The sequence below is a fragment of the Selenomonas sp. oral taxon 892 str. F0426 genome, from assembly GCF_000468035.1.
In the GTDB taxonomy this organism is placed as follows: Bacteria; Bacillota; Negativicutes; order Selenomonadales; family Selenomonadaceae; genus Centipeda.
Window position 1 is genome coordinate 45817 of record NZ_KI260533.1, and the last position, 26402, is coordinate 72218.

General features: G+C 56.0%; 21 protein-coding genes, 1 tRNA gene and 1 riboswitch. Of the genes, 1 reads left to right on the forward strand and 21 read right to left on the reverse strand.

What is annotated here, in order from left to right:
• Positions 1 to 4: 4 nt before the first annotated feature.
• The 10 genes from HMPREF1992_RS03580 to ychF all read right to left on the reverse strand — a co-directional run bounded on the left by HMPREF1992_RS03580 (position 5) and on the right by ychF (position 12894).
• Positions 5 to 1345 carry a hemolysin family protein gene (locus tag HMPREF1992_RS03580; protein ID WP_021684476.1) on the reverse strand — a complete coding sequence of 447 codons (1341 nt, stop codon included), beginning with the start codon at positions 1343 to 1345 and terminating at the stop codon, positions 5 to 7.
• Positions 1346 to 1386: 41 nt separating this feature from the next.
• A complete protein-coding gene (locus tag HMPREF1992_RS03585) occupies positions 1387 to 2487 on the reverse strand; it encodes a DEAD/DEAH box helicase (RefSeq protein ID WP_037358430.1) in 1101 nt (366 codons plus the stop codon).
• A 119-nt stretch (positions 2488 to 2606) separates the two neighbouring features.
• The gene (locus tag HMPREF1992_RS03590) at positions 2607 to 4745 is read right to left on the reverse strand and encodes a DNA topoisomerase III (protein ID WP_021684478.1); all 2139 of its coding nucleotides are present in this window, start codon (positions 4743 to 4745) and stop codon (positions 2607 to 2609) included.
• Positions 4742 to 5101: a YkvA family protein gene (locus HMPREF1992_RS03595; RefSeq protein ID WP_021684479.1), complete on the reverse strand. Its 360-nt coding sequence runs from the start codon at positions 5099 to 5101 to the stop codon at positions 4742 to 4744. The genes HMPREF1992_RS03590 and HMPREF1992_RS03595 overlap by 4 nt, the downstream gene beginning before the upstream one ends.
• Before the next feature lie 177 nt (positions 5102 to 5278).
• Positions 5279 to 5914, reverse strand: a complete 636-nt coding sequence (locus tag HMPREF1992_RS03600) for a hypothetical protein (RefSeq protein WP_081689289.1) — start codon at positions 5912 to 5914, stop codon at positions 5279 to 5281.
• 77 nt (positions 5915 to 5991) lie between these two features.
• Positions 5992 to 6468 carry a hypothetical protein gene (locus HMPREF1992_RS03605; protein WP_021684481.1) on the reverse strand — a complete coding sequence of 159 codons (477 nt, stop codon included), beginning with the start codon at positions 6466 to 6468 and terminating at the stop codon, positions 5992 to 5994.
• 166 nt (positions 6469 to 6634) lie between these two features.
• A complete protein-coding gene (gene nifJ, locus HMPREF1992_RS03610; protein ID WP_037358436.1) occupies positions 6635 to 10162 on the reverse strand; it encodes a pyruvate:ferredoxin (flavodoxin) oxidoreductase in 3528 nt (1175 codons plus the stop codon).
• A 255-nt stretch (positions 10163 to 10417) separates the two neighbouring features.
• Positions 10418 to 10642, reverse strand: a complete 225-nt coding sequence (locus HMPREF1992_RS03615) for a hypothetical protein (protein WP_081689286.1) — start codon at positions 10640 to 10642, stop codon at positions 10418 to 10420.
• Positions 10639 to 11592, reverse strand: coding sequence for a magnesium transporter CorA family protein (locus tag HMPREF1992_RS03620; protein ID WP_037358439.1), 954 nt, complete (start codon positions 11590 to 11592; stop codon positions 10639 to 10641). The genes HMPREF1992_RS03615 and HMPREF1992_RS03620 overlap by 4 nt, the downstream gene beginning before the upstream one ends.
• 195 nt (positions 11593 to 11787) lie before the next feature.
• Positions 11788 to 12894 carry a redox-regulated ATPase YchF gene (ychF, locus tag HMPREF1992_RS03625; protein ID WP_037358442.1) on the reverse strand — a complete coding sequence of 369 codons (1107 nt, stop codon included), beginning with the start codon at positions 12892 to 12894 and terminating at the stop codon, positions 11788 to 11790.
• 277 nt (positions 12895 to 13171) lie between these two features.
• Between ychF and HMPREF1992_RS03630 the strand changes: the two genes are divergently transcribed.
• On the forward strand, positions 13172 to 13384 hold the full coding sequence (locus tag HMPREF1992_RS03630) for a DUF1858 domain-containing protein (RefSeq protein WP_021684486.1): 213 nt from the start codon (positions 13172 to 13174) through the stop codon (positions 13382 to 13384).
• A 91-nt stretch (positions 13385 to 13475) separates the two neighbouring features.
• Here the strand turns inward: HMPREF1992_RS03630 and HMPREF1992_RS03635 are convergent, their stop codons facing one another.
• The 11 genes from HMPREF1992_RS03635 to HMPREF1992_RS03685 form a co-directional block, all read right to left on the reverse strand.
• Positions 13476 to 14252 carry an ABC transporter ATP-binding protein gene (locus HMPREF1992_RS03635; protein ID WP_021684487.1) on the reverse strand — a complete coding sequence of 259 codons (777 nt, stop codon included), beginning with the start codon at positions 14250 to 14252 and terminating at the stop codon, positions 13476 to 13478.
• Positions 14249 to 15289 carry an iron ABC transporter permease gene (locus tag HMPREF1992_RS03640; RefSeq protein WP_021684488.1) on the reverse strand — a complete coding sequence of 347 codons (1041 nt, stop codon included), beginning with the start codon at positions 15287 to 15289 and terminating at the stop codon, positions 14249 to 14251. Before HMPREF1992_RS03640 ends, HMPREF1992_RS03635 begins: the two co-directional genes overlap by 4 nt.
• 25 nt (positions 15290 to 15314) lie before the next feature.
• The gene (locus HMPREF1992_RS03645) at positions 15315 to 16484 is read right to left on the reverse strand and encodes an ABC transporter substrate-binding protein (RefSeq protein WP_021684489.1); all 1170 of its coding nucleotides are present in this window, start codon (positions 16482 to 16484) and stop codon (positions 15315 to 15317) included.
• Between the two features lie 16 nt (positions 16485 to 16500).
• Positions 16501 to 17334 (reverse strand): class I SAM-dependent methyltransferase, encoded by an 834-nt coding sequence (locus HMPREF1992_RS03650; RefSeq protein ID WP_037358444.1) that lies wholly within the window; start codon positions 17332 to 17334, stop codon positions 16501 to 16503.
• Positions 17335 to 17461: 127 nt separating this feature from the next.
• Positions 17462 to 17656: riboswitch (cobalamin riboswitch) on the reverse strand.
• Between the two features lie 71 nt (positions 17657 to 17727).
• Positions 17728 to 19125 carry an AmmeMemoRadiSam system protein A gene (gene amrA / locus HMPREF1992_RS03655; protein ID WP_037358447.1) on the reverse strand — a complete coding sequence of 466 codons (1398 nt, stop codon included), beginning with the start codon at positions 19123 to 19125 and terminating at the stop codon, positions 17728 to 17730.
• A gap of 80 nt (positions 19126 to 19205) precedes the next feature.
• A tRNA-Leu gene (locus HMPREF1992_RS03660) sits at positions 19206 to 19290 on the reverse strand.
• A gap of 40 nt (positions 19291 to 19330) precedes the next feature.
• Positions 19331 to 21586: a DEAD/DEAH box helicase gene (locus HMPREF1992_RS03665; protein ID WP_021684492.1), complete on the reverse strand. Its 2256-nt coding sequence runs from the start codon at positions 21584 to 21586 to the stop codon at positions 19331 to 19333.
• Positions 21583 to 22914 (reverse strand): ATP-binding protein, encoded by a 1332-nt coding sequence (locus HMPREF1992_RS03670; RefSeq protein WP_021684493.1) that lies wholly within the window; start codon positions 22912 to 22914, stop codon positions 21583 to 21585. The genes HMPREF1992_RS03665 and HMPREF1992_RS03670 overlap by 4 nt, the downstream gene beginning before the upstream one ends.
• Complete coding sequence (locus tag HMPREF1992_RS03675; RefSeq protein ID WP_021684494.1) at positions 22901 to 24418, reverse strand: TerB N-terminal domain-containing protein; 1518 nt, start codon at positions 24416 to 24418, stop codon at positions 22901 to 22903. Before HMPREF1992_RS03675 ends, HMPREF1992_RS03670 begins: the two co-directional genes overlap by 14 nt.
• A 288-nt stretch (positions 24419 to 24706) precedes the next feature.
• Entirely contained in the window at positions 24707 to 25501 is a 795-nt protein-coding gene (locus HMPREF1992_RS03680; protein WP_021684495.1) for an ABC transporter ATP-binding protein, read from the reverse strand.
• Positions 25501 to 26382: an ABC transporter permease gene (locus HMPREF1992_RS03685; RefSeq protein WP_021684496.1), complete on the reverse strand. Its 882-nt coding sequence runs from the start codon at positions 26380 to 26382 to the stop codon at positions 25501 to 25503. Before HMPREF1992_RS03685 ends, HMPREF1992_RS03680 begins: the two co-directional genes overlap by 1 nt.
• Between the last annotated feature and the right edge of the window lie 20 nt (positions 26383 to 26402).

The window sequence follows — 26402 nt, forward strand, 5'->3', positions numbered from 1 at the left end:
TCTACTACTCCTCCTCTTTCACAGGCTGCGCCTGTGCCTCCAGCATCATGTGCGGCAGATGGACGAGCACGCGTGTAATGCGCACGCCATCGACCTCCTCGACATAGAATAGAGTCCCTCCATGCGCTGCCATGCATCCGATCCGCGGTGCCTCTCCAAGCTGATCATAGAACCATCCGCCGATACTGTCCACATCCTCATCCTCAATGCGGATACCGAGCAGATCGTAGACCTCCTCGAGGAGGAGTTTTGCATCGATGGAGCAGACACCGCCCGCACGCCACTCTACATTTTCGCGTTCTTCATCAAACTCGTCGCGAATATCGCCCACAATCTGCTCGATGATATCCTCAACCGTCACCATCCCCGCTGTGCCGCCGTACTCATCCACCACGATGGCGAGCTGCGACCCCTGTTCCTGCATCGTACGCAGGAGAACGCTGCCGTCCATACTCTCCGGTACAACAAGTGCCTTGCGGATGTAGCGGCGCAGGTTCAGCCGCTCCCCACGGATCAGCGGAGGCAGGAGATCCTTTACGTGGATAAATCCAATGATGTGATCCTTGTCCTCATAACAGACGGGATAGCGCGTCTGCTGCTCCTCGAGAATTGTCTTGATGCGCTCTGCGGGCGTATCGTCGAGGTAAAGACAGATCATGTCCGTGCGCGGCACCATAATCTCACGCGCGTTCAGTTCCGTGAACGAGAATACATTGTCCACGAAGTCTGCCTCCGTGCTGTTGATCAGCCCCTGCCGATAGCTCTCCTTCATCAGGAGACGGATCTCCTCCTCCGTATGCGCATCCTCATTTTCGGCCTTCACATCGTAGCCAAGCCGACGGCTGATATGATTCGCAACCGTATTCAAAATCCAGACAAAGGGACGCATGAGGCGGCTGAATAGCACCATCGGAAACGCGATGGCAAGGATAATATCCTCGACGTTCGCGATTGCCATCGACTTCGGAGTCAGCTCACCGAGCACGATATGCAGTGAGGTGATGATCGTAAATGCAATGGCGAGTGCGACCGTGTGCCCGAACTCATCGGGAAGTCCAAGCGCCTCTGTTACAGGCAGGATCAGCGTTGCAATCGCAGGTTCGCCCACCCAGCCGAGACCGAGCGAGGCGAGCGTGATACCGAACTGCGTCACCGAGAGCGAGTAGTCGAGGTGATCCGTGAGCTGCTTGGCATACCGTGCACGGCTGTTCCCCTCTGCGATCAGCGTCTCGAGGCGAGAGGTGCGGATCTTCACACAGCAGAACTCCGCCGCGACAAAGAACCCGTTCATGAATACAAGAAAGGCAACGAGCAGTATGTCAAGCAATGTGGGCAATATGTCCACGAATTATATCCCCCTTTGGAAATGAATAGACCTCCGTGTCCTCAGGAATGAGGCAATCGGGAGAGGTCGATCTCCATGCGCGCGGCAAGCGCCTTGAGCTTGTCAACTTCCTTCGCATCCACGAGAGAGATGACCGCGCCCGCCTTGCCCGCACGTGCCGTACGCCCCGCACGGTGGCGATAGGTGCGCACATCCTCAGGCAGGTCAAAATGAATGACGTAGTCCACGTCCTCAATGTCGAGTCCCCGCGCGGCGAGGTCGGTGGAGATAAGGATTTCAGCGCGCCCCGCCCGGATGGCGTCAAGCGCTGCACGTCGCTGATCACGCCGCTCCTGCCCAAGCAGGGCGACGGCCTTGATGCCCTCATAGCGCAGCTTTTCGAGCGCGTGCTCCGCGTCGAAGCTGCGTCCGACAAAGACGAGCCCCCGCCGGATCGGCAGACGGCGCGTCAGCTTTTGCACCGCCTTTATTTTATCACGAAACGATACAATATCATAGTAATTTTCATACGTCTCATTCACACTCTCCACGCGGATGAGGCGCGGGGCGAACAGCTCCTCCGCCATGCGCACGGCAGCCGTGCCTGCCGTCGCAGAGAGAAGAAGCGCCTGCCGCTCCGGAGGGAGGAGTCGGATAAGAGCACGCACATCGTCGAGATGCTGCTTACCGAGGAGTCGGTCGAACTCGTCCAGGACGAGGACCTTCACACCCATGAGTTTCAGCTTACCGAGGCGGTGCAGTTCCTGCACGCGCGGTGCAGAACCGACGATGAGGGCAGGCTTCTTCTTGAGTGCTTCGATCTGCCGCTTGATGTTCGCTCCGCCGATGAGCGCCTGCACCCCGACCGACAGTCCTGCCGCCTGTATGAGTTCACGCGCAACAGCCGCGATCTGCATCGCGAGTTCGTGCGTCGGTGCGAGGATGAGCGCCTGTGCCGTGCGCACGGCAGGATCAATGCGTGCCAACAGAGGCAGGAGATAGGCAAGTGTCTTGCCCGTCCCTGTCGGTGCCTCGCCGATCAGATTCTCTCCCGCATACGCAGCGGGGATCAATGCCGCCTGTATCTCCGTCGGTGCCGCGATGCCGCGCTTTGCAAGCGCGGTCGTGAGATGCTCGGGCACGCCGAGCGATGTAAAGTCCATAGTCTCCTCCTGCTGGAATAAAGGAATCGCTGATATGCCGTGTCCAAATGCCTCCCCCGTCGCTACGGGGGAGGGGGACCGCGTAAGCGGTGGAAGGGGCGCCTGTAACGACACAATCATTATTCACCAAAAAACAGCGCATCCATCTCCGCCTGTTCATCCGCCGTCGGCGTATAGCTGCCGCGCGGGGCGTATCTTGGCTCAGACACACGCTCTTCCGTCACCCCTGCTGCAGCACGCGGAAGGCGCTTTCCCGTAAAGTCAGGCTTGCCTCCTGCATCGTTTGCCGTCATGCGGCACTGTGGGAATGCGGTGCAGCCCCAGAATTCGCCGTGCTTTCCCTTGCGCTTCTGCATAACGCCGCGCCCACAAGAGGGACAGCGAACGCCCTCTACGCCTGGAATCTTCGCGCCGAGTGCCGCCGTGCAGAGATCGCGGGCAAATGCCGCCTGTCCCGCGAGGAAGTCCTCTATGGATCCCGCCCCTTCAGCCATTGCGTGCAGACGATCCTCCCAGATCGCTGTGGCATCGGGATAAGTCATGGTATCAGGTAGTGCGTCAATGAGGAGATATGCCGTCTCAGTTGGGGTCAGCACCTTCTTTTTCCCTGCCGCGAGGAGAAATTTTCGTTGGATCAGATCCTCGATAATGCTCGCGCGCGTTGCCTCCGTCCCAATACCGGAAACATCACGCAGCATCTTCTTTGCCGCCTCATCCTTCACGTATTTATGGATTTCCTTCATGCCCTGCAGGAGGGTCGCGGGCGTAAAGCGCGAGGGCGGCTTCGTCTGCCGCGTGCCAAGATCTGCCGACACATAGTCCGCTGCATCCCCCTTCTTCATCGGGGGCAGGACGGCACTCTCCTCGTCCTCTTTCTCCGCATCCTCCGCCTCGTTCTTTCCCGTGCGGTACATCGCGCGCCACCCCGCTGCACGCTCCGTACGGCCGCTCGCCGCAAACAGCTCGCCGTGGTACGTGACCTCCACCTTTGTCTGGTCGTAGACATAGTTCGGATGGAACTGCGCAATGTAAGCGCGCGCAATCAGGCCGTAGATGTTGCGCTCTGCCGCACTGAGCCGCGCGAGGTTCACGGGCACGGTGGTCGGGATGATCGCGTGATGCGCTGAAATCTTATCATCGTTCCACGCGCGCGACTTCTGCTTCGCATCGGCGGCCTTTGCCCACGCCCCGAGTTCCGACTCCTCGAGCGCCGCGAGGTTGCCGAGGATCTTCGCCGCATCCTTATGCTGATTGACGGGCAGATACTCGGCATCCGAACGCGGATAACTCGTCAGCTTCTCCTCGTAGAGCTTCTGCGCCGTGTCGAGTACCTGCTGCGGCTCGTAGCCGTAGCGCTTGCCCGCAAGCACCTGCAGAGCGGACAGCGAGAACGGGAGCGGCGGCGGCTCCTCCTTCTTCTTGCGCTCGTAGCGCGTAACCTTCGCATCCTGCGGCTCCGCGCCAAACGATGCAAGCGCAGTGCGTGCCGCATTCTCGTCCACAAGCCGCCCCTCAGGATCGAGCGGCGTGCGCTCCTCTGACGGCTTCCAACGCGCACGAAAGCTTTCGCCCGACTTCTCATGGCGAAACACTGCATCGAGCAGATAATATGTCGCTGATTTGAAATTCTCAATCTCGCGCTCCCGCCGCACGACGAGTGCGAGTGTCGGCGTCTTGACCCGCCCGATGGGGAGCACGAGCCGATCATGCCCCGCACGACGTGCCGCAAGCGTATAGGCGCGCGAGAGATTCATCCCGATGAGCCAGTCCGCACGCGCCCGCGCCAGCGCCGACAGCTTCAAGGGAAGAAAATCCCGATTGTCACGCAGGTCGCCGAGCGCATCATGGATGCTCTTGTCGTCGAGCGCATTGATGAGGATGCGCCGCACAGGCTTTTCGCTCTTAAGATAGTCGAGTACCTCGTCCACGAGCAGCTGCCCCTCACGGTCAGGATCGCCGCCGTGCACAATCTCATCCGCCCGCTCGATCAGTCCCTTCACTACGGCAAACTGCTGTGCCGCGCTCTCGTTCACGACCAGCCGCCATTCGGCGGGCAGGATCGGCAGATCCTCCGCACGCCAGCGTTTCAGGTTTGGATCGTATTCCTCCGGCTCCGCCTGCCGCAGGACATGACCGAAGAGCCACGTCACCACGCCGCCGCCCGTCTCGATCCAGCCCGCCCCCTTGCGGTGCGGATCCGGCAGACACGCAGCAAGCGCACGCCCAACGCTCGGCTTTTCTGCAATGTAGAGCCTCATGCAAACACCTTCGAGAGCGCCCAAACAAGAAGGACAAGCCACAAAATCAGAACGATGGAAGCAGCGACGAGCACGAGTGTCCCATAGTGCGTTACGTTATGTTCCGCCTCTGCACGCGCATGATCCGGCAGCATACGAACAAGGAACTCGGTTGCTGCCGGCAGGATCACCATATCATCAACTGCGCCAAGCAGGGGAATCGCATCAGGCACAATGTCAATCGGACTCACAAGGTAGAGCAATGTGAGTGGAAATAAAATCTTCACCGCGCGCGGGGTATCGCGCCGCAGCATTGCAAAGAGCAGCACGGCAATATCGCGGCGCAGCGCGCGCAGGAGCACCAGAAATCGCAGCATAGAAACCTCCGATCATTTCACCTAATCATATTTAGTATACCATTCCGCCCGTACACTTTCAAATGAAAGGTGAACGCCATATCATCTCCGCAATGAGCTATAACTCTATGTGAGGGAAATAAAAAACCGCCCACTGTGCAAAGCACAATGAGCGGCATCATTCGCAGGAAGATTGCTTCAGAGGCCCAAATCCCCCATCTTTATCTCCTCCACACGACCATATTCGATCTCGAAGGCAAAGCCGATGGTCGGATCCTCCTCGGAAAAGTAGATATAATCCTCCCCGTAGATCATGCTCGGTTCGCCGTATACGCGCCGCAGTTCCTCCACGGGGGTTCCGATGCGGACGCCCTTGCCCGAGGCAAGCGAGCTGCGCTCCGATATTTTGACGCGGCGCACAAAGCCATCGACGATATCGAGCGACAGGCTGTCCGTGTACTCATATTCCACGACTTCCTTGCCCGCATAGCGCATAGAGCGCTCTGTCTCGATCTCAGCAGGGGCACCGTAGTGTGCACGCACATCTGCTTCGGATGCACCATATGCAATATCGCCAAGCACAAGTGCAGTGCGGGCAATACGAGATGCTGACTTCTGCTCCTCTGCACGGTGCTGACGCAGTGTCTCCGCCTCACGTTTTGCAGCATCATCTGCCGAGAGTGTTTTCTCTACCGCATCGCGTGCTATGGTAATCCGCTTTCCCTCATCCACGCCCGGCGGTGCTGTCACTGCGCTTCGAAATGTATCCATAGCAATACTTGCAGCAACTCCGGCAACGACGGCGATCCCTATAACGACCGCACATATCCGCATATTCAAAGATTCTCTCTCCCCCGGAATCATTTTATCGTCAGCAGAAACGATATCCTACACTATATATGCTGCAAAATTTAACGAATCACGCCCATCTTAATCTCATCAACGCGTCCATTCTCGATCTCAAAGGTAAGTCCGATCGACGAGTCGCCCTCCACAAGGTAGATGTATTTATCGCCGCGAATGACATCCGGCTGTCCATAGGCCGCAATCACCTTGTTTACATCTGTACCGACAGCAATATTCGCCTTGGTCTGAACTCCGTTCGCCTTGCCAATCTCGACGCTGCGCACACGTCCATCCACAAAGATGATGTCAAAATCATTGCCGTATTCCCATTCAGTCGCCTGTCCGCCAGCATAGATGGGGTTGTATTTCGTCTCAACCTCACGTGGTGCACCGTAGACACTGCGGACATAGGACTCTGACGCGCCGTATTCGATGCCGCCGACAACAAGTGTGTCCAACGGAACAGAGGCCTGTGCGGCCCCCGCACCAAGAAGGCTGACGCTGAGTGCGACGCCTGCAATACGCTTGCTGAATTTGAACATGATAAACAGCTCCTTTGCTGAAAGACATTCCTTTATGGTCTTGTAAACTTACGGAGAATTATAGAGTAATACGCTGAAAAGCCTCTGAAGGATTCCTTCCAGAGGCTTTTCAGCATAAAAAGAGCTGTTGAACGTTTTTCATTCAACAGCTCTCTCTCACAGGAGGTTACGCCTTGCCTGCAAGTTTTTTGTAGTTGTTGTAACGCGTCTCCGCATCCCTCTGCGTCTTCTCAAAGAGCGCTTCCGCCGCCTCGGGGAAGCTGCTCTTGAGGGTGATGTAGCGATTCTCGCCGAGCAGGAAGTCCTGGAACTTCGAGAAGTCCGGCTCCTTGGAGTCAAGGGTGAACGGATTCTTGCCCGCCTCGATGAGCTGCGGGTTGTAGCGGTAGTTCGCCCAGTAGCCGCACTCGACCGCGAGCTTACCCTCAAGCTGCGCACAGCCCATGCCCTTGCGGATGCCGTGGTTGATACACGGCGAATACGCAATGATAAGAGAGGGCCCCGGATATGCCTCCGCCTCACTGATCGCCTTGAGCACCTGATTCTGATCGGCTCCCATGTCGACCTGAGCAACGTAAACATAGCCGTAGGACATCGCCATCATGCCGAGATCCTTCTTCTTCGTCTTCTTGCCTGTAGCTGCAAATTCGGCAATCGCTGCCGCAGGCGTCGCCTTCGATGCCTGTCCGCCCGTATTCGAGTATACCTCGGTATCAAAGACCATGACGTTAACATCCTCACCGGAGGCAAGCACATGATCCACGCCGCCGAAGCCGATATCGTATGCCCAGCCATCGCCGCCGAACACCCACTGCGAACGCTTGACAAAGTAATCGTGGTCGCTGTAGATGCGGCAGAGGAGTTCATCCGTGCCCTTCTCCTTTTCAAGCAGTTCACGCAGGAGATCGGCGCGGTCACGCGTGCCCTCTCCGCTGTCGCGCTTCTCAAGCCAGAGCTGCATTGCCGCCTGGAGCTCGGCAGAGCCCTTCTTCTCCTCGATCGCCTGCGTCACTGCAGAGGCGATGGACTCACGCACAGCCTTCGTACCGAGCAGCATGCCGAGACCGTATTCCGCATTGTCCTCGAACAGCGAGTTTGCCCATGCAGGACCATAGCCCTTCGAGTTCTTCGTGTACGGGATCGCGGGTGCACTCGCTCCCCAGATGGAGGAGCAGCCCGTCGCGTTGGCGATCATCATGCGGTCGCCGAAAAGCTGTGTGACGAGCTTCGCATACGGCGTCTCGCCGCAGCCTGCACACGCACCGGAGAATTCCAAGAGCGGCTGCTCAAACTGCGAGCCGATCACCGTCGTCTTCTTCATCGGAACATTCTTGACCGCGACCTTCTCCGTATCGACGCCATAGTCAAAGTACTTCTGCGCATCGCGGAGATTGTCGTCAAGCAGCGTCATGTCGAGCGCCTTGCCCGGGCAGACCTGCGCACAGTTGCCGCAGCCAAGGCAGTCGAGCGTCGAGACGGCAATCGTGAAGTTCATCCCCTTCGCCGGACGAGACTTCACGGACTGCATCCCCTCAGGTGCTGCCGCAAGCTCCTCATCTGTCGTCAGGATCGGACGAATCGTTGCGTGCGGGCAGACAAAGGCACACTGGTTGCACTGAATGCACTTCTCCGGCCGCCATACGGGGACAGAGATCGCCGTGCCGCGCTTTTCGAAGGCCGTACCGCCGACAGGGAACGTGCCGTCCTCCATGCTGAGCAGCTCAGAGATCTTGAGTTTGTCGCCCTCCTGACGGTTCATGACGTTCTGGATCTTGGTGATGAATTCCGGTGTCTTTGCATTGACCGGCACTTCCTCATCCACAGCGTCCTTCCATTCAGCAGGAACGTTGACGCGGTGGAGCGACTCAATGCCGTGATCGATCGCGCCGGTATTCATGTTGACGACCTTCTCGCCCTTGCTTCCATAGGACGAAACGACCGCATCCTTGAGATACTTGACCGCATCATCAAGAGGAATGATATTTGCAAGTTTGAAGAACGCCGACTGCATAACCATATTGAAACGTCCGCCGAGACCAAGGTCACGCGCAATCTGCACAGCATTGACCGTATAGAACTCGATCTCGTTCTCTGCAATATAACGCTTCATGGATGCCGGCAGATGCGTCGAGAGCTCCTCGTCCGACCAGAACGTATTGAGGAGGAACGTGCCGCCCTTCTTGAGACCTGCGAGGAGGTCATACTGACGCACATAGGACTGCTGCGAGCAGGAGATGAAGTCCGCCTTGTTGATGAGATAGGGGCTCATAATAGGCGACTTGCCAAAGCGCAGATGACTCATCGTGATGCCGCCCGACTTCTTCGAGTCATAAGCGAAATACGCCTGTGCGTACATATCCGTCTTGTCGCCGATGATCTTGATCGCGCTCTTATTTGCACCAACTGTGCCGTCCGAACCGAGTCCCCAGAACTTACAGGCAGTCGTTCCCTCTTTCGTGAGGTTGATATCCCCATGAATCGGCGCAAGGCTGCGGTTGGTCACATCATCCTCGATACCGATCGTAAAGCCGTGGATCGGATCGTCCTTCTTGAGCTCCTCATAGACAGCAAAGACCTGATCGGGCGTGATGTCCTTGCCGCCGAGACCGTAGCGGCCGCCGACAATGACAGGGTTCATGCCAGAACTGTAATACGCCGCCTTGACATCGAGATAGAGTGGCTCACCAAGAGATCCCGGCTCCTTCGTACGATCGAGAACGGCAACCTTCTGCACCGTCTTCGGGAGATATTTGAAGAAGTGTTCAACCGAGAACGGACGATAGAGATGAACGGAAAGAACACCAACCTTTTCGCCCTGTGCATTGAGATACTCCGCAACCTCCTGCGCCGTCTGGCAGATTGATCCCATCGCAATGATGATACGCTCGGCATCCGGTGCACCGTAATAGTCAAAGAGATGATGCACACGCCCGGTGATCTTTGCCATCTGCGCCATTGCTTCCTCAACAAGTTCAGGAATTGCATCGTAGTAGCGGTTGACAGCCTCGCGGCCCTGGAAGTAGATGTCCGGATTCTGAGCCGAGCCGCGCACTACCGGGTGATCCGGGTTGAGTGCGCGGCGACGGAACTCATTGACTGCATCCCAGTCGAGAATCTTCGCGAGATCGGCATAGTCCACGACCTCGATCTTCTGAATCTCATGCGAGGTGCGGAAACCATCAAAGAAGTTGATGAACGGAATGCGTCCCTTGATCGCGACCAGATGAGCCACGGCAGCGAGATCCATGACCTCCTGCACGCTCGACTCTGCGAGCATCGCAACACCTGTCTGGCGTGCTGCCATGACATCCTGATGATCGCCAAAGATGTTCAGCGAGGATGCCGCAATCGCACGCGCACTGACATGGAAAACACCCGGCAAGAGCTCGCCGGCAATCTTATACATATTCGGAATCATCAGCAGGAGTCCCTGCGATGCTGTATATGTCGTCGTCAGCGCACCTGCCTGGAGTGAGCCGTGCACTGCGCCGGCAGCGCCGGCCTCAGACTGCATTTCAATGAGACGTACCTTCTGCCCGAAGATATTCTTCATCCCCTTTGCAGCCAGACTGTCGACATGCTCTGCCATCGGCGAGGACGGTGTAATCGGATAGATCGCCGCAACATCTGTAAAGGCATAGGAAATATAGCCGGCGGCAGTGTTGCCGTCCATTGTCTTCATTTTTTTTGCCATATTACTGCTCTCCTTTCGATAGAAATACAACGGTATTTCCCAAAATACTAAAATATAACCACAGTGAGCAAAGAGCGCTGCTCCTTCTCTTTCTTTTGAAAAAATATCTATGGAGGAGCGGCGTTTCAATACTATCTGTTTATTATACAACGGAAAATTATGCTTGTAAACAAGATAGGACTTCTCAATAGTCGAAATGCTCATCGTTTTTTATTATGAAAATATCTAATAACTCTATCAAAAAACGAGCTGCTGTCAGCAGCTCGTTCGTCCCAGCAAGGGATGTATGGTTGGTCTGAGGTCACGCACCCGTATGAGGTGAAGTGCCTCATTCAGATCAATATCGCGGCGGGCACTCCCCTCCTCATACACATAGAGGGGATGCTCCATACCGATCTCACTTGCGGGCATATAGACATACTCATTCGTATTGCGGTCGCCAAAGATAATTCCGCGTCCAAGCTGTGCCTCGCGCATCAAAACATATCCCTCCGCCAAAGCATATAGACGACGACAGACGATACGCAAACGGCAATGACAACTACGCGGATAAACCCCAGGGGATCCCCTTCGTATGGTACAGGCACGTTCATGCCAAAGAAGCTTGAGATCACGGTCGGAATCGCAAGAATGATCGTGATCGCCGTCAGGAATCTCATCACGAGGTTCAGATTATTCGATACGATAGACGAAAACGTATCCGCAAGACGTGCAAGAATTGTGCTGTACATCTCGACCATCTCGCGCGCCTGCTTATTCTCAATGATGACATCCTCGAGGAGATCCTCATCCTCCTCGTACATCTTAAAGATATGATGCACCGAGGTATTCGTACGCAGACGCATCAGACGATCCAGAACTGCACCGTTGGACCGCAGTGCCGCGTTGAAGTACGTCAGACCCTTTTGCAGCTGCAGGAGCCGCAGAATCTCACTGTTCTTCATATCGTGACGCAGACGATCCTCGATCTCCTCTGAGAGCTTGCTGATCTGGCGCAGATAGCGCAGATAGAACACGTCTGACTTGTAGAGGATCTGAAAGAGGAACCGTGTGCGCTTGTACGTGCGAAAGAGCTTCGCCGTACGCTCGTTGAACTCTGCTACCACGGGCGTCTCCTCGAGGCAGACTGTGATGATGTGCTCGTCCGTGAGGATGATCGCGAGAGGGAGCGTATCGTAGCTGTCCTCGCCGCGATAGACCGGCACATTCGTCAGGATCATGACCGAGTCGTCCTCGACATCCGTATGGGACCGCTCCTCATCGTCAAGTGCGGAGCGCAAAAAGTCGGGATCAACCTCCGTGAGAGTGCTGACGACCTTCAGTTCGTACGGTGTCGGATTGACAATATTGATCCATGCGCCCTTCGTGAGCGTCTTGAGAGACAGCTCCTGAAGGGGACCGGACTCCATGGATTTATAGATTTGAAGCAAGGGAGGACGCTCCTTTCCGACCGTCCTTCCTCGTCAGTGCAGAGCACTGAAGCGAAGAGAGGACGGGATAGATATGTGGGGTTCCGGCTGCAAAGGTGTATCGTCCATGCTCTTCACTTCCCTTCATAACATTCAAAATGACCGAATGAATTGTAACGCAAAATGTGCCGCTTGTCCAGAGCGGCTCAGAAAATGTTATACATTGAAACGGAAGTTCACCACATCGCCGTCGCGCATGACATACTCCTTGCCCTCCAAGCGGACAAGCCCTTTGTCGCGCGCCGCCGCCACGCTGCCGAGGGAAACGAGGTCGTCGTAGTTCACAATCTCTGCGCGGATGAAGCCGCGCTCGAAATCCGTGTGAATCTTCCCCGCCGCCTTCGGTGCCGTTGTCCCGCGTGTGATCGTCCATGCGCGGCACTCATCCTCACCCGCCGTGAGGAAGGTCTGGAGACCGAGCAGCGCAAACGCCCCGTGAATGAGGCGATCCAGACCGCTCTCGGAAAGCCCCAGATCCTCGAGGAATACCGCTGCTTCCTCCGCATCGAGTTCCGCGATCTCCTCCTCGAGCCGTGCCGAGACCGTCACCACCTGTGCCCCTGTCCGTGCCGCGTACTCCTTGACCGTCTGCACGTGCGGGTTTTCCGTGTCTGCCGCCGCTGCCTCGTCCTCTCCGACATTCGCGATATAGAGAATGGGCTTGCGCGTGAGGAGATTCAGGTCACGCAGCATCGCCTGCTCCTCATCCGAGAGTTCCACCTCACGCGCCGGCTTTCCCTCATCGAGTGCAGCTTTCAAACGCTCAAGCGCCGCGTGCTCCGCCTTTGCCTCCTTGCTGCCCGATTTGAGCAGCTTCGTCACCTTCGCCATGCGCTTCTCAACGGCCTCGAGATCGGCAAGGCAGAGCTCCGTCTCGATGATGTCAATGTCACGCAGCGGGTCGACTGCGCCCTCAACGTGCGTGATATCCGTACTCTCGAAGCAACGGACAACATGCGCTACGGCATCCACCTGACGGATGTGCTCGAGGAACTTGTTGCCCAGTCCCTCGCCTTTGGACGCCCCCTTGACAAGTCCCGCAATATCGACAAAGCGCACGCTTGCGGGCGTCGTCTTCTTGGAGTGATAGAGATCGGTCAGCACCGTGAGCCGCTTATCCGGCACAGCTACCACGCCCACATTCGGCTCAATCGTGCAGAACGGATAGTTCGCCGCCTCTGCGCCCGCCTTCGTGATCGCATTGAACAGCGTGCTCTTTCCTACGTTCGGCAGGCCGACGATTCCAACTTCCAGATTACTCACGTTTATTCCCTCTTTCACTGACCGAAGTCATACCAATTTTCTTCCAATAACGCAGATACACTCGTTATGTTATAACAGAAAAAGCCACGAAGGTCAATCATTCCGCGCATTTCAGAGACATAGGAACTAGTTCCTCTTTACAGCAATATTTTTCTTATGAGCATACATGCAAATGTTGCAAATGCTACTTCCCTTTTTGAAATCTTGTGTTATAATCAAAATCAATCGGGGAGTTCCCCTTCGCTGTCAATTATCTACATAATGTAGGAGGTCTATCATGGCAATTACAAAGGATATGAGCATCGTCGAAATTGTTCAGACGTATCCCGATACCGTTGAGGTTCTGATGAACGCAGGTATGGGCTGCCTTGGCTGCGCCGCATCGCATTTCGAGAACATCGAACAGGGCGCAATGGCACACGGCATCGATATTGACTCTCTTATCGCCGCGCTCAACGAAGCCATCGGTGAGACGGCAGCAGCACAGTAAAAAACTGCTGATAAACGCCAAGCCCCCCGACCATGGAGTATTCCATAGTCGGGGGGCTTTTTGCTGCATCCCCACATTGATTGCCTTGTAATTAGGGAATCGCCTCGAGGGGAATCACATGCGGCACATCATGTTCATCAACGTAGACTTTTGTCTTGACACGATATACTGCTTCCATCATACGCTCCGTAAAAATCTCCTGCGGTACTCCCTGCGCATACACTTCCCCGTTCTTCAGCACAATGATCTCATCGGCAAATTTTGCAGCCAAATCGAGATGATGCAGAGTGACCAGCGTTGTGAATCCATGCTCCTGGGTCAGTCCTTTCAACAGCGTCAGCAGATTGAACTGTTTATGCAGATCCAGTGCACTCGTCGGCTCATCAAGGAGCAATACCGACGGCTCCTTGACCAGCGTCTGAGCGATGAACACAAGCTGTCTCTGTCCGCCGCTCAGTGCCATGATGCTGCGCGAAGCAAGTTCCTGCATATTCAGGCGCTTCAGCACGTCCTCTGTCGCTCGAATATCTTCCTCTTTAACGCGGAACGACATAGAGCCCATGCGTCCCAGCATGACAACCTCAAAGACACTTAGATTTATTTTGCAGTCGTTGTCCTGCGACAAATAACTCACCGTACTGCTGAGCTCTTCGGACGTATATGCCGCAGCTGATTTGCCGTTGATTTGAATGTCCCCTTTGCCATGCAGAATCCCTATGATCGTTTTCAGCAGCGTCGATTTCCCGGCACCGTTCGTTCCAATCACGGCAGTCAGTTTACCGGTCTGAGCGACAAAGTCGACTCCCTGCAGAATGTCCTTTTGGGAATCGGAGGAGTATCCAAAGGTCAGATTATGAACTTCAATCATTTGAAATAGCTCCTTTTCCTAGTCAGTACCAACGAGAAGAAAAAGGGAACTCCGATGATTGCTGTCACAATGCCAATGGGGAACATCGCTCCCGGAATCAGCATCTTGCTGCCAATGGATGCCAGCGACAAGATCACCATCCCGCACACAGCCGACAGCGGCAGAAAATACCGCTGATCCTCACCAACCAGCATCCGTGCAATATGCGGCCCCACGATGCCAATAAAGCCAATCGTTCCCACGAAAGAAACGGCGACTGCGGTAATGATCGAGATAAACAGAAAGATCTTAACCCTCAGACGCTCGACATTGACCCCCAGACCAGACGCCTTTTCATCCCCCAGTTTGAGTGCAGTCAGACGCCACGATTCACGCATCATGAGCGGAAGAATCAGAAGCAGTACAACAAAAACAATGGAGATGTTCGTCCAGTTTGCTTTTGTAAGACTGCCCATTGTCCAAAACACAATGTTCTGAAGCGCCTCGGGGGTTGCCATATACTGCATCAGAGACTGAAGTGCCTGAAACAGAAACATCATCCCGATACCGGCGAGAATCATTGTTTCAGAGGAAAAGTTTTTGATCTTATTGATGGAGTATATGAAGAAGCTTGTCAGACATGCGAATACAAAGGCACCGAAGGGCACCATAAACTCCCCCAACATCTCCAGCGAGCCCAGGCCAACCACAACCGCCAGGGAGGCACCAAATCCTGCACCTGCCGATATACCAAGGGTATAGGGACTCGAGAGCGGATTGTCCAGAATCGTCTGCATTCCAGCTCCTGCAATCCCCAACGAGGCTCCGACCAGCAACGCCATGGCCGCCGTCGGAAGGCGAATCGACCAGACAATGACATTCGCGCTTTTTGAGGCCTCGGGAGACTGTATTACCGCAAGCCACACATCATACGGTGTGAGCGAGGCAGGCCCTACAATCACGTCGGTCATAAAACTCACTGCACAAATGAGCAGTCCGAGCAAAATAAAGATGATTCTGCGGTAACTATGCTTCTTATAATCAAAATGCTCCGCCATATCTTCCACTATTCCAAGTCCTTCCCTACTTCAAGCGCATGAACCACGTTCCGCCATACGAGAACGGAAGGAATTTTTCATAGAATTCCTTGAGCGTGCCCTCCGGATCAACGTCTGCGAACTCCTCGGGATAAAACGTCTTTGCCAGGTACTCGAATACTGCACAGTCATAAATATCACGCGGCAATCCGTGATGTGTCGAGTATACCTGCTTGTTCTTGACTGCTTTCAGCTGGCTCCAACCATCACGCTGCATAAATGCCTGCAGGAGCTGCTGCGAGTGCTCTTCGTTGGTCTCAAATCCGAGGCGCATGGAGGTCGCCTTCTTCGGCCAGTAAGAACCGATAATCATAATGATGTCAGGATCCTTCTCCAGGATGAATTCGGGGTTGACAGGCCCCGCCGACTCAACGACATCCTTAGTGATCAGATCCGCGCCGCACACCGTTGCCAGTGCCCCCCATGCGACCTTGCTGCTGTATGCAAATCCATACCCCTCGGGCCCCTCGTTGCCCGTCTCAATATAGACGGTCGGTTTCGGCTTGTTGATCTTATTGACACGGTCAACAACCTTGGTCACGCGGTCTGTATAAAACTTTTTGAGTTCTTCCGCACGCTCCTCTTTGCCCAGTGCCTTGCCGATTGCCTCAATGGAACGCTGATGATTTTCGAGTTTCTCTGCATGATAGTCGATGTAGATGGTCGGTATGCCGGCCGCATCGATCTTCGGTTTCACATCGGACTCGTACTGATCCTTCATATTCAATGGAATAAAGATGACATCCGGATTCAGAGAAATGACCTTTTCCGTGTCAAATGTTTTATCATTTACAGAGCCGATGAGAGGAATCTTTTCGAGCTCCGGAAGATCCGTTTTGAAATGATTCCACATATCAGTACGATATTTACTCAAATAAGGATCAATACCAACAACGAGATTGGCAACATCCTTTCCCGTCAGAGCCGCCATCGTCATGAATGCACCGCCCGAAGCACTCCACTGCACAACAACGCGCTCCGCCGGCTTTTTGAGCGTGACCTTCTGTCCTGTGACATCCGTAATCTCAATGGGCTTGTCGTTCTTCGCCGCATCCTTTTTCACATCTCCCCCGCCGCCGCAGGCCGTGAAAATCATGCTGACCATCAGAAGAAGCGCCGTAACAACGGCAGCCATTCGCCTATTTGTCTGAAACATGAAAATACCTCATTCCTTAATCTTTTAAAACGACCTCTCGTGGATCCCACCGAATCACAGCTGATCTCGATGCGATCAAACACATCCCGTCTTTTGCTCCTGCAACCACCTCCCTTCGGATGTTCTCCTCTGCCTCTAGCGTCAGATCCTGCTCATACTGCTCATACATGAGTTCTCTGCACGCAATTTCATCGGCTACGGTGCGTTCACATTTGTAGTCAATGATGTCTACATGCGGGAACCGTCCTTGAGAAATGAGCATATTGTAAAGAACCTGAAACTCTTCGACATCTGTATTCCCTGTGACTCCCGGATTTTTCCAATCTGGAATGCCCGCCACAATGACGCAGCTGCCTTTAGCGTATCGCTCCATCTGGAGAATACGCGGCCATACATCCGGGAACATCCACAAAACGAGAGAGATTGCAACCAAATCAAATTGGAAATCGTGGGAAGGATCTTGTGGCAAATCTTCCAAAAGCGCCTCAATGACGGTAATGTTTTCTACCCCTGCCTCTTTCACATTCTCTCTCAGAACATCCGCCATCCCCTTAGACGGCTCAACTGCTGTTACAAATTTGATTTTCTGTGCAAACGGAACGGTAAACGATCCCGGCCCCGCGCCAATGTCCAGCATCGTCGCATCTGGATGGAGAACTCCACTCAGCGCGGCATATACCTTCCGTCCGAAGTCATAGTCATTGCTCTTGCGCATGAGAGAAAAATCCCGCGCACGCTTGTCCCAGTAGTCAATCAGTGGATTTGAACGGATACGCTGCTCCCGTTCGATATAGTTTTGCTTCCACTGCTCGTTCCAAAAGGAAAAATCAACCTCTCGCTGTCGCGCCATATAAAAAGCCCCTTTCCCCAACCAGAGGAAACGGGCTGTCATCTCGACCACATAAAAATATCATGCCATCAGACATGGCACATGCGTCCGTGTATGCAAAATCCCCATCCCCGTCACTCGCGGGTCAATCGGTGATCGTCAACTAGGCAGTTCTCCTGGCTTCAGTTCATCGTTTCTTTGCGCCTTCCCAAGAAAATCTCTCAGTGACCAAGGACGCTGTGCGTCCTTCTGCAAAGTCGCTCGCTGTTACAGTGGCGTGACCGCTTTGGCTTGTACCAAATTCCCTATTATGTCTAAAGACACCTAGTCCAACGATATAAATTTTTATCACATGATAACATGGAGTGTTTTAACGTGTCAATTAAAACCTATCGACTAGAACCATGCAGCCTCTTAACCATGTCGCTTCACAGAGAAACGCGCGAGTGAAATCGGCTCTTTCGGCTGAATACGAGCCTTCTCGCGTGCAATCGCGATCTGCTGCTCTGCCGTATCGATGCCCGCGAGGTCGGGCAGGAGCAGCCCGCGCCGATTGTCCGCAGCACTCTTGACAATCACGCCGTAGACCTTTGGGTCAAGCTGCGCCGCCGATTCGATCGGCTCCGGCATACTCAGCACGTCCACTGAGTAAACGAGGCGGTTCAGCTCGTGCTCCTCAATCGGTTCAAAGCGCCCATCATGCGCCGCTGCGGATACAGCATTATAGAGAATCTCCTCGGCAAGGCTCTGCTGCGCGGGCAAAAATGTCCCGATACAGCCGCGCAGCTTGCCGTATTTCTTGATCGAAACAAACACACCCGCGCGGCTCTCCATAAGTTCCTGCGGCAGCTCATGAGGCAGCGCCGCATAACTGTGTGTCCGCACAAAGTGCTCGACGCTCATGCGTGCGATCCGCACATAGTCATCCTCCGCCGCACGCAGTCCTGCAATCGCCGCATCCTCCACACGCACAAGCTGCGCCGTGAAGTCATTCGCCTCACTGCGTCCTGTCACGGTAAAGGAAGCAACGGCATAGCCCACGCCAAAGGGTCCCTCGTAGCTATGCAGCTTGGCATCCAATGCCGCACGGTCGAGCGCGCCCGCCAGTACCCATAGGCCATTCAGTCCGCAGTGCCCCGCCGTCTCAGCGAAGCTGCCCGGAATCTGCAGGAGCGAGAGGAAATCCCCTGCCTTCATAAACGCCGTGCAGAGTTCGTCAAACTCCGCCCCCTCGGGCGCAAAGCCGTTTGCCCCGCCCTCCATGAGGCGATGCGAGAGATCGCCGCTCGCGATGCAGATGGTACGACGATCGAGCCGTTCTGCAGCCGCCGCAATGCACTGCCCGAGCAGGGCATGTGTATGCGCGGGCAGCCCCGAGATGCCGATGCGGACAAATTGGGTCGGTGCATCTCCCAGATACTCGCTCAGGAAAAAGAGCGGGATCATCGTGCCGTGATCGAGCGCCGGCTGCTTTTCCCCGAGCGTTCCCGCAGGTACATCACGCTCTGCTGACACCGAGGAGAGAGCGCGCACAAAATCGACATCGTACTCAATGCCGATGGAGATCTCAGGATGCCCGAATGCGGCAAAATTTCCCTCCGCTCCCGCGTTCGGCGAGATATGGAAGAAATCATCGTACGCCGTCGCGTGCGGACTGATGATGACGACCGTATCGGGGCGCAGCTCCGCCGCCGCGCGCATTGTCTCATGATACGCCCGAACGGTCGCGGCAATCTCCCGCTCCCGTCCCGCGCCAATCGCAGGAATGATGAGCGGCGGATGCGGCACCTGATATGCGGCAAGAATGGACATAATGCTCACTCCCTCATAGAAAAAAAGCCGACTGAAAAACAGTCGGTCGAACTGCACCAAGCGTGCAAAAACATACGATATGGTGCGGATGAAGGGGGTCGAACCCATACGCCTTGCGGCACTGGATCCTAAGTCCAGCGCGTCTGCCAATTCCGCCACATCCGCATGTGAGAGAATCACTGATAAGCTCAGCAAGCGTATTCTATCATGACCGCGCAGGGCTGTCAATCGTCGCATGCCCCCACGAGAGCACGGCCTCACGCATTCCCTCCACATCCAGAACGCCATACGCAAAGCCGCGCCGCACAAGTTCCGTCGGCAAATATTCATCGTATTTGTCAAAAATCGGAACCTCATCGAGATAGAGGAATTCCATCCGGTCAAAATCCCGTGCCGCCTCCTCCGCAAGCACGCGGAAGAACTCTGCGGGATTCGCCTTCATCGTAAACTGCATGAAATACGGGCGCATGGACTCAAAGCCGCGCAGCCCGAGCCGCGCTCCGCAGCGAATGCGCAGGAAGCGCTCAAGTGCAAGAAAGGCATAGCTGCCGAGCCACGGAAGAAGCGCGTACATCTCTCCGCCGAGCGGGATGAGCACATCCTCCGCCGCGCGTGAGTGCCGCGCGGTATCGCGTGCCTGTGTAAGGCGTGCGACGGCATTTTTTAGCAGATACGGCGGTATCAAATCCTCGCGCAGCACCTGCCGCATCCGCCGCAAAATATGTGTGTGAATATCGCCAGGACACTCGCCGAAATAGGCGGGCACATTCCCCCGCACCATTTCGCAGTAGACAAGATGACGCTTGCGGTCAACCTCGAGCACGCGCCAGACATGCCCCGCAATCGCAATCTTCTCCCCAACGGGCGGCGGCGTGACAATCGTTCCGATCTCCTGCGACTCACAGCGGACGGTGTACTCCTCGTTCTCCTGAAAGACGCCATAGAAACGAAAGGACTGCACAACACGCTCCCCCGCCAGCCCCACGATCAGCCCGCCGCGCTCCGTCTGTTGAAGGTGTTCCTGTGCAATCAGATGGCGCAGGAGCACGCGGTAGTCCTCCTGCGTAATGCGGTGAAAGACGTGCAGAGAGAGCACGCGATCCGCAAGCGCGCGCGGAGAGAGTTCTCCGCAGGAGGCGGCAACGCTCATCGTCTGGTGGTAGAGCAGGCTGAACGGCAGGCGATCAAGGCGCGGCGGCTCGACCCAGCGTTCCTCGAGATAGAGCTGAATGAGCGCAATCCCCTGCAGGAGCTTCCACGGAATCGTTGCGGGCAGAAGCGCACGTGCCTCGGGTGCGTCCTCGCGCACGACAAAGTGCATCTCCTGCGGCTGACCGCGCCGCCCCGTGCGCCCCATGCGCTGGAGGAAGGACGAGACCGTCCACGGCGCGTCGATCTGAAAGGCGCGTTCGAGGCGACCGATGTCGATGCCAAGCTCGAGTGTTGCTGTTGTGCACGTTGTAAAGAGGCTGTCCTCGTCCTTCATCCGCGCCTCCGCCGTCTCGCGAAACGCGGCGGAGAGATTGCCATGATGGATGAGGAAGCGATCCGGCTCATGCTGTTTTTCGCAGTAGGATCGCAGGGTTGTCGTCACCGCCTCGCACTCCTCACGCGAGTTGACAAAGACGAGACATTTCTTCCCGCGCGTATGCGCAAAGATATAGCCAATCCCCGGGTCTGCCGCCTCAGGCGGCGTGTCGGTCGGCACATCCGGCGCAGACGGCTCCGTGATATCATCACGCTCCTCCCCCGCCTGCGTGTCGCGCACATAGAAATGCTCAAGGGAGAGCCGCCACTTGCTCCCCGTCGGCTCGATCTGCGGCACAAGCGTCCTGCGCCCCGTCCCCGCCGCAAGGAAATCCCCCGCGCGCTTGGGGTCGCCGATCGTCGCCGAGAGACCGATACGGCGCGGCTGCACCCCCGCGATGCGGGAAAGGCGCTCGATGAGGCAGAGCGTCTGCCCGCCGCGATCGCCGCGCAGAAGGGAGTGCAGCTCGTCGATGACGACAAAGCGCAGATCGCCGAAGAGTTTCGGGATCGCCATGTGCCGATGCAGCAGCAGCGCCTCGAGCGACTCCGGCGTGATCTGCAGGATGCCGGACGGGCGCTTCATCAGCCGCGCCTTGTGCGTCTGTCCCACATCCCCGTGCCAGTGCCAGACGGGAATGTCCGCCCTGTGACACAACTCTGTCAAACGTTCGAACTGATCGTTGATCAGTGCTTTCAGCGGGCCGATATAGATACAGCCGATCGAAGTCGGCGGATCCTCGTGAAAGAGCGTGATGATTGGAAAGAACGCCGCCTCCGTCTTGCCGGACGCCGTGGAGGCTGTGAGCAGGACGTGATCATCCGTCCCGAAGATCGCCTCTGCCGCCGCAATCTGGATGCCGCGCAGACGCTGCCACTCCTGCGCGTAGATATAGTCACGCACGAAGGGCGCATAGCGGTCGAATGCGCTCATAGCTCGAACTCCGCGAACTGCGCGCCGATCTCCGCGCCCTCTACCTCGTTCTGCGCATACGAAAATTCGTCCGAACCAAGCAGGTCGGCGAGTTTCAAATGGGGATTCTGATAGATAATGTCGAGCACCTGAATGAAGTCACGAATGACCTCACGCGGTGTGATATGCGTATCCGCACCGATGCGGCCAAACTCGATGCGGATGAAGTCCGCGAGATCGTCCTGTGTGACAATCTGTGCATATCCATAGAGTTCTGCATGGATAGCGGCAAGTTTTTCAATGAGCACGAGCATCTCCTCATGCGTGAGCGGTGCGAGTCGTATCACAGGTGAGAGCAGGTCGCGGTGTTCGCCCGCAAATCGCCCCTCTGCGAGTCGTGAGCGCAGTGCCTCATAGCTGTAGACCCCGCGCCGCGTGTCCTCCATGCACGCGGGCGTGCCGCAGAGAATCATGCCGAGATACTGTGCGCGCCCCTGCATTGCATCGTTATACATCGTGAGGATCTTCTCATAGTTGTACTGACGCGTAACGGCGTGCGGGATCTTGTAGATGTTCACCAGTTCGTCGATGAGGATGAGCATCCCCGCATAGCCCGCCTGCCGCAGGAATGCGGCGAAGAGTTTCAGATACTCGTACCAGTCGTCATCCGTGATGATAATGTTCACACCGAGATCGTGCCGTGCCTCGGTCTTCGTCGTGTATTCCCCACGGAACCAGCGTGCGACCTGCGCCCGCTTCTCATCGTCCCCGTCACGGTAGGCGTGATAGTAGAGCGTGAGGAGACGCGTAAAGTCAAAGCCGTGCACAAGATCGTTCAGCCCGTAGATGATGGAGGCAATGCGCCGGTCAACGGCAGTAGGAAAATCCGGATGCTCGGGCGTGATGCCGTCCTCCGTCACAATTTCCTGCTGCACGCGGCTGATCCAACGGTCGAGGATGAGCGTGAGCGCCCCGCCCTCGGGCGTCGTCTTCGTCGCCATGTTGCGGATGAGTTCACGGTACGTCGCAAGCCCCTGCCCGCGCGTCCCCTGCAGTCGGCGCTCCGGAGAGAGATCGGCATCCACGACGACAAAGTTCTTCGCCATGACATAGCTGCGGATCGTCTGCAGGAGAAAACTCTTTCCGCTGCCGTAACGCCCTACAATGAAGCGAAAGGACGCACCACCGCCCTCGATCATCTCCACATCGGAGAGCAGTGCCTCGATCTCGCTGCGCCGACCGACGGTGATATACGGGAGACCGATGCGCGGCACAACGCCGCCCTTGAGCGCATTGATCAGCGTCTGGGCAATGCGGCGCGGGATTTTTTTCGATTCATTCGCTGCCATGCAGATACCTTCCGATCAGTTCATCTCGATAATCCGAAACAACGGCGGGCGGCTCGCCCTCGATCACCGTGTCCGCAAAATCATCATACAGCTTCTCATTGACCCCATCGACGAGGACGGAGAGGAGCAGCCCCTCCGCGCGTACCCACGCGAGATCACCGCCGCAGAGGAGTGTGCGGAGCAGTCGAAGCTCCGCCGCATCCAGACCGTTGATATCCTCTGCCCCCTCTGCTATCGCAGGATCGACGGGCTGCATATCCTCAGCGGATGCCGGAGGAACGACAGGCAAAGTCTCAAAGACGGGCATCATCGGAGGTTCCTCCTCCTCCACAATCAGCCTCTCCTGTGTCACATCAGCATCTTTCCGTATCCGTGCCAGCTGCGAAAAGTCGAGTCGGACACGCCGCGCCTCTGCTGCTCTCTGCTCTGCAAGAAAAGCGATAATCTCCTCATCAATTATTTTTGCCTGCCACTTTTTCAGCTTTGGCGGCTGAATTGCCGAAATCCCAAAATGCGCACGCAGAGTTGCATCCACACCGCGCAAAAACACACCCAGACGCTGTGCCGCACGCTCGGGGCGCTCGTAGGAGTGCAGTGTCCAGTATCCGCCCACGCATTCATAGCGCCGCAGCGGATGCACCTCATAGATACGATCCTGCTCCTCTCCGGACGGCTGAAACACGGCGGAGGAAAAGAGCCGAATCGGCGCTGTCTGCGGCACGGCAATCAGGTCGGCAAACGCGCTGATCTGACGATGCTTCTCATAGTACTCCGCAGCGCGTTCCAGCACGCGGAGCACGACTGCATTCACCTCCGCCGTATGGGCACGGTAGAGCTTCGAGCGTTCCAAACGATAGGAAGAGAGTGTACAGAGTGCTGCCATGACCGCCTCTGCCGTATGCTCCGTACGATGAAGCACCATGCAGATTGCATCATCCTGTTCCCGACACACAAGGGCATTCCCGTGCCATGTAATTAGTTTGGGATCAAGCCCATAGTAGATAGCGAACTCATCTTCCCAATGTACAATATAGTGCCCGATCTGCGGGTCGAGCGCACGATATGCCTCACAGAAGGAATGCAGCTTCTCATAGGCATCCTGTGCGTCCCTGCACCCAATGAGATGCAGAAGTTCATAGACGTAGAGAGACGCGTAGGACATGCCCCGCTTTTCGACCCGCCCCTGCCGCACCGCCGTCCGCCATGTAAAGTAGCCGCGCAGCTGTACATCCGAAAGCGAGTCATACGTTGGGAAATACTGATTGACTGCTCCGTTGTAAATGTAGTCATCCTCATAGTTTGCCATCAGACGCGCCTGTTTCAAAAAGAGTTCGGCGCGCGACTGCCAATAGTTGCGCGAGTTTGTAACGAGTGAGCGCATGGCAAGCAGCAGCTTCGGCGTCGGCCGCTTGGGCGTTGGTGCAGGCGCATTTGGAATCTCTTCATCGTGATAAACATGCCCCGTAAGACGCTGCAGAATCTCTGCCGTCCATCCGTCCCCCATCGCACACCTCCGTCCGTCTGTTCGATTACTTCTCCTATTTTACTACGAATCCCCAAAATAGCAAGGCTGCACAAGAAAATACGCCTCTCGCCGGGCAGCGAGAGGCGTATTTTCGATAGAGAGAAAGAAATGTAGGGAATGTATGTGAATTCCGCGGAAGGGAAGGCCGCAGAATACGCACCGAAAGTCAGAGGAATTGAGCACTTCCTTGCTCGTTATATCTCCTGCTTTCATAGATAATATAACGAAGCGGATTTAGAACGTCTTGTGAAGAGCGTTAGGTTTCGATTAGCTTAAAAGTAGACTATCATTAGCCAGTTCGCTGCCCGCCGCCTGCTCGAACATAGAGAGGAGATCGCGCGTCGTCAGCCCCTGCTTTTTCTCCTGCGGCACGTCGAAGAGGATGCGCCCCTCGTGCAGCATGATGAGGCGGTTGCCATAGTGCAGCGCATCCTTCATATTGTGCGTAATCATAAGCGTAGTCAGCTGATCCTCCGAAACGATCTGCTCGGTCAGCTCAAGCACCTTTGCCGCCGTCTTCGGATCGAGCGCCGCCGTATGCTCATCGAGCAGCAGGAGATTCGGCTTCACCAGCGTCGCCATGAGGAGTGTCAGCGCCTGCCGCTGTCCGCCCGAGAGCAGCCCCACACGCGATGAAAGACGATTCTCGAGACCGAGTTTGAGACGTGCCAGCTTCTCGCGGAACACGTCGCGCATCTCGCTCGTAGATCCCCAGCGCAGCGTCGGCGTCTCACCACGGCGCGCCGCAATCGCAAGGTTCTCCTCGATCATCATGCGCGCCGCCGTCCCCATCATCGGGTCTTGGAAGACGCGCCCGATGAATTTTGCGCGGCGATGCTCCGGCCACTTCGTAATGTCCTCGCCCGCAATCGAGATCTTACCCGTATCCACAGAGATCGCCCCTGCAATCGCATTCATCAGCGTAGACTTGCCCGCGCCGTTGCCGCCGATCACCGTGACGAAATCGCCGGGATTCAGGTGGAGCGTAATGCCCGAGAGCGCTTTTTTCTCCGTGATCGTTCCCGGATTGAACGTCTTTCTGATATCCTCTATGTGCAGCATTACTCTGCCCCCTTCTTCATCGCATGATATTTCGACTGGATGAGGGGCAGCGAGAGTGCGATCGCCACGAGAATTGCCGTAAAGAGCTTGAGGTCATTGGGCGGCATGCCGAGCTGCAGCACAATTGCGATGACCGCACGATAGACAACCGACCCGAGCACGACGGAGATCAGCCAGTTCTTAAAGCTGCGCGTGCCGAACAGCACCTCGCCGATGATGACGGAGGCAAGACCGATAACGATCGTGCCCGTGCCCATGCCGACATCCGCAAAGCCGTTGCTCTGTGCGACGAGCGCGCCGCAGATCGCAACCATGCCATTCGAGAGCAGGAGTCCGAGCACGATCATCACGTCCGTATTCACGCCGTTCGCACGGATCATGTGCGGATTCGCGCCCGTCGCACGGATCGCCATGCCCAGCTCCGTACCAAAGAACCAATACGTGAGGAGAATCGCAAGCACGACAACGACCGCACCGATGAGCAGGATATTCGTCGCCGCATCCAGTCCCCAGATATTCCACTCGGTAAAGAGTGTCTCCTGCTGCAGGAGCGGCAGATTTGCCTTGCCCATGACGCGCAGATTGATGGAGTACAGTCCGATCATCGTCAGAATACCCGCGAGCAGCGCAGGAATCTTGAGTTTCGTGCAGAAAAATCCCGTAATGACGCCCGAGACGCAGCCTGCCATGCATGCCGCAAAAATTGCCGTCAGCGGAGTGTGACCCGCCACGAGCATGGAGGCGGCGACAGCAGCCCCCAGAGGAAAACTGCCCTCAACCGTCAGATCGGCAATATCCAATACGCGATAAGTCAGATAGACACCGAGCGCATAGAGTCCCCACAGGACACCCTGCGCCGCTGTCGCAATGACGAGATCCATAACGTCACTCCCTAAAAAAA